The sequence below is a fragment of the Desulfosarcina sp. genome (assembly GCF_033791525.1).
Lineage (GTDB): Bacteria > Desulfobacterota > Desulfobacteria > Desulfobacterales > Desulfosarcinaceae > Desulfosarcina.
Window position 1 is genome coordinate 1 of record NZ_JASJGN010000403.1, and the last position, 3,826, is coordinate 3,826.

The window sequence follows — 3,826 nt, forward strand, 5'->3', positions numbered from 1 at the left end:
AAAGGCCGGCGCCAACGGCCAGCTGGCCTTTCTGATCACTGCGGTGAAGGAACCGGTACACTACTTCTGGGTCACCGGTGCCCTGTCGGGTTTTCTGGACAATGCACCCACCTATTTGACCTTTTTCAACACGGCCCTTGGAAGCCACTATCCGGGAATGGCCGAAGCCCAGGCGGTTCCGTTGCTGATGACGGACAAGGCCCTATACTTGAAGGCCATCTCCGCCGGGGCCGTTTTTTTCGGGGCTTGCATCTATATCGGCAACGCGCCCAACTTCATGGTCCGTTCCATATCCGAAGAGGCCGGTACACCCATGCCCAGCTTCTTCGGGTATATTCTGAAATATTCGCTGGTATTCCTGCTGCCGGTATTCGCGGTGGTATCCTTTATCTTTTTTTAGGAACGGGAGGCCGACAATGGCATTCAAAACCCTACTCTATCATACCCGTTTCCGGGAGCTGGCCTTCAACTCACTGAAGAGCCTTCTCGAATTGAAGGCGGCCGGACTTAAAAAGGTGGTTCTGGCCCACGTGATCCCGCGGGAAGATGTGGCCTTCGTTCCTTACGGCGGCACATTGAAGGAGGACGAAAACCGCATACGCGAGGAGGCCCGTAGAAAATTCGATGACTGGATCCAGACCATCGACGACCCGCAGATACACTTTTGCCAGCGGATCGAAGTGGGGGCTGCCAATGCCGATATCCTGGAGATTGCCAAAGTGGAAAAGGTCGACCTGATCGTCGTGGGCCGAAAAAAGCGCACGGTGCTGGAAAAGGTGTATGTGGGCACCCATGTCCTGGACATTCTGCGCCGCAGCAATGTCCCGGTGCTCATGAGCAAGTACATGGTGCAATATGAATGGCAGGGAGAGTCCCTGATGCGCACCAACGAACAGATCTGGAAACGGCCGCTGCTGGCATCGGATTGGTCGGAGCCCTCCCGGCGAGCCCTGGATGCAACCCTGGCATTGAAAGGGCTGGTGGAAAAAATAATGGTCACCCACGTACTGGGTGCCCGGAGAATCAAGAACCTGGAGCCGCCGGCGGTCAAACGTCTGGAAGACGAAAGTGTTAAACGCCTCCAGTCCTATTGCCGGGAGGTCGATGATGCCGGTATTTCGAGCGAATACCACCTGGCGATGGGCCGTACAGTGGAAGAAATCATAAAAATGTCAAGAGATTATGGTGCCACCATGATCGTTATCGGACGAACCGGAAAAGACTGGTTTCATGAGTACTGGCTGGGAGGCGTTTCCCACCAAATCGCCGAACTGAGTGAGCTGCCAGTGCTGCTGATTCCATAGGCGCTAATTTCAAAATGCCCAATTTGGGCCTACCGTAAGGATGAATATCGATTTTCAGTTCGTTCGCTAACCCTGCCGCAAGCGACGGGGTTAGCGAACGTTGTCGCGGTCCAATACGCGACATACACGGTGTCTGCAGCCGGTTGGGATGATTGTCCACCTTGATATTGAACAAGCGGCAACATGTTGAAACAGGCTCATCAGATAAACAGGTTAAAGTGATACGGCCAAAGGTTTTATGATCCAGTCCATCGAAAATGCCAAAATTGCCATTGTCGGAGGGGGCAGGTTCTGCGACAAACTGCTGCGACACCTGTTCGGTGACCAATTCAAAGACCGTCATCCGGAGGTTCTGGGTGTCGCCGATCTCAACGATAAGGCCGTGGGTATGGTTTATGCCCGCTCCATGGGGATCCATACCTGCCGTGACTATCGTGAGCTCTTTCGCCTGGAGGGTCTGGAAACCATCATTGAGGTCACCTGGGACCTTGAACTGGCCCGCACCATCGCGCACGCCAAGCCGGCGGCGGTGGAGATGATCGATCACCAGGATTCACGTTTCCTTTGGGACCTGCTGCAGCTTGAAACCATCCGCCAGGAGGCCATGGACTCCCTGAGCGCCGGCACAGTCACCGCCGAGACTGTCAAAAAGAGAATCCATCAATGCTTTCGCAAGACTGCGGATATCGTGATGCAGCGCAACCGCCGCTTCAAGCAGATCGAGACCGAACTCTACGAAAAGGAAAAATCCCTTTCCCAGATTATTCAGGGCAGCACCATTCCCACCTTCGTCATCAACCGTGACCATGTGGTCACCCACTGGAACCATGCGCTGGAAGTGCTCACCGGCCACAGCGCCAGCACGATGGTGGGCACCCGGAATCACTGGAAGCCCTTCCGCAAGCAAGAGCGGCCGATCATGGCCGACGTGATTCTCGATCAGTTGGAGACGGGTGAAATCGATCACTATTACGGATCCAAATGGCGACCCTCCACCCTGGTGGACGGCGGCTTCGAGGCAGAAGAATACTTCGATCATCTGGGTGACGGCGGCTGCTGGCTCTTTTTTACCGCCGCTCCGATCAAGGCGTCGGACGGCACCATTATCGGGGCCATCGAAACCCTCTGGGACAACACCGACAATCAACGGGCCGAGGTTGAACGGCGCAATTACACCCGCCGCATCGAAGAGAGCGAGCGAACCCTGTCCCAGATCATTCAGGGCAGCACCATCCCCACCTTTGTGCTCGACCGAGATCATGTGATTACCCATTGGAACCAGGCCCTGGAAAAACTGACCGGCTATCCCGCCGCCAGGATGATCGGTACCCGGCACCAGTGGGAGCCCTTTTGGGAAAGTGAACGGCCCTGCATGGCCGACGTGATCATGGAGCAGCACAGCGAACAGGAACTCCACGCGCTATACGGTGAGCGATGGCGAAAATCCAAGCTTATTGAAGACGCCTACGAGGCTGAAGTTTATTTTCCCAAGCTGGGAAAAGGGGGCCGATGGTGCTGGTTTACCGCCACGCCTTTAAAAACATCGGATGGCACGGTGGTAGGGGCCATCGAGACATTTTGGGATACCACGGAAAACAAACGGACAGACAATGAATGCCGGCGACATGTCAAGGAGCTGGAGGAAAAAGAGCAGGCGCTGTCCCAGATCATTCAGGGCAGCACCACCCCAACCTTTGTCATCAATCGCAACCACATCGTAACCCACTGGAACCGGGCCCTGGAAAAGCTGACCGGTTTTGCCGCCAATGAAATCGTGGGCACCAGCCATCACTGGAAACCATTTCGTAAAAAAGCACGCCCCATCATGGCGGACGTGATCCTCGATCAGTTGGAATCCGGTGAAATCAGCCAGTACTACGGGGCAAAATGGCGACTGTCCGCCCTGGTAGAAGGCGCCTATGAGGCCGAAGAGTTTTTCGAACAGCTGGGCGAAAACGGTCGGTGGCTGATCTTCACCGCCGCCCCGATCAAGGCCTCGGACGGCACCTTGATGGGAGCCATCGAAACCTTGTGGGACACCACGGAGACAAAGCGGGTCGAAGCCGAGCACCGCCGGGATATCGTCCGCATCGAAGAGAGTGAGAACCGGCTCACCCAGATCATCCAGGGCAGCACCATTCCTACATTTGTCCTGAACCAGGATCATGTCGTTACCCACTGGAACCATTCCCTTGAGCGGTTAAGCGGCTATTCGTCAACGAAGATGGTGGGCACCCGCCACCAGTGGGTGCCCTTCTGGGATAAAGAGCGGCCCACCATGGCCGACATCATTTTGGATCAGCACAGCGAGCGGGAAATTTGGGAACTCTACGGCGGCAAGTGGAAAAAATCAGAATTGATTGAGGGCGCCTATGAGGCGGAGGTCTTTTTCCCGAAATTGGGCCAGGGGGGCAAATGGCTCTTTTTTACTGCCGCACCCATCCGGGCCGCCGACGGCAGTGTCATCGGTGCCATCGAAACCTTCTGGGACACCACGGAGAAAAAGGAGTCCGAGGCCCAGC

Annotated in this window: 3 protein-coding genes; all 3 read left to right on the forward strand. The window is 55.7% G+C overall.

Annotation, left to right across the window (positions count from 1 at the left end):
* On the forward strand, nucleotides 1-400 hold a 400-nt coding region (locus tag QNK41_RS19790; protein WP_319260574.1), incomplete at its 5' end, for a sodium:proton antiporter.
* Between the two features lie 16 nt (nucleotides 401-416).
* A complete protein-coding gene (locus tag QNK41_RS19795) occupies nucleotides 417-1,304 on the forward strand; it encodes a universal stress protein (RefSeq protein ID WP_319260576.1) in 888 nt (295 codons plus the stop codon).
* A gap of 238 nt (nucleotides 1,305-1,542) precedes the next feature.
* On the forward strand, nucleotides 1,543-3,826 hold a 2,284-nt coding region (locus QNK41_RS19800; RefSeq protein ID WP_319260580.1), incomplete at its 3' end, for a PAS domain-containing protein.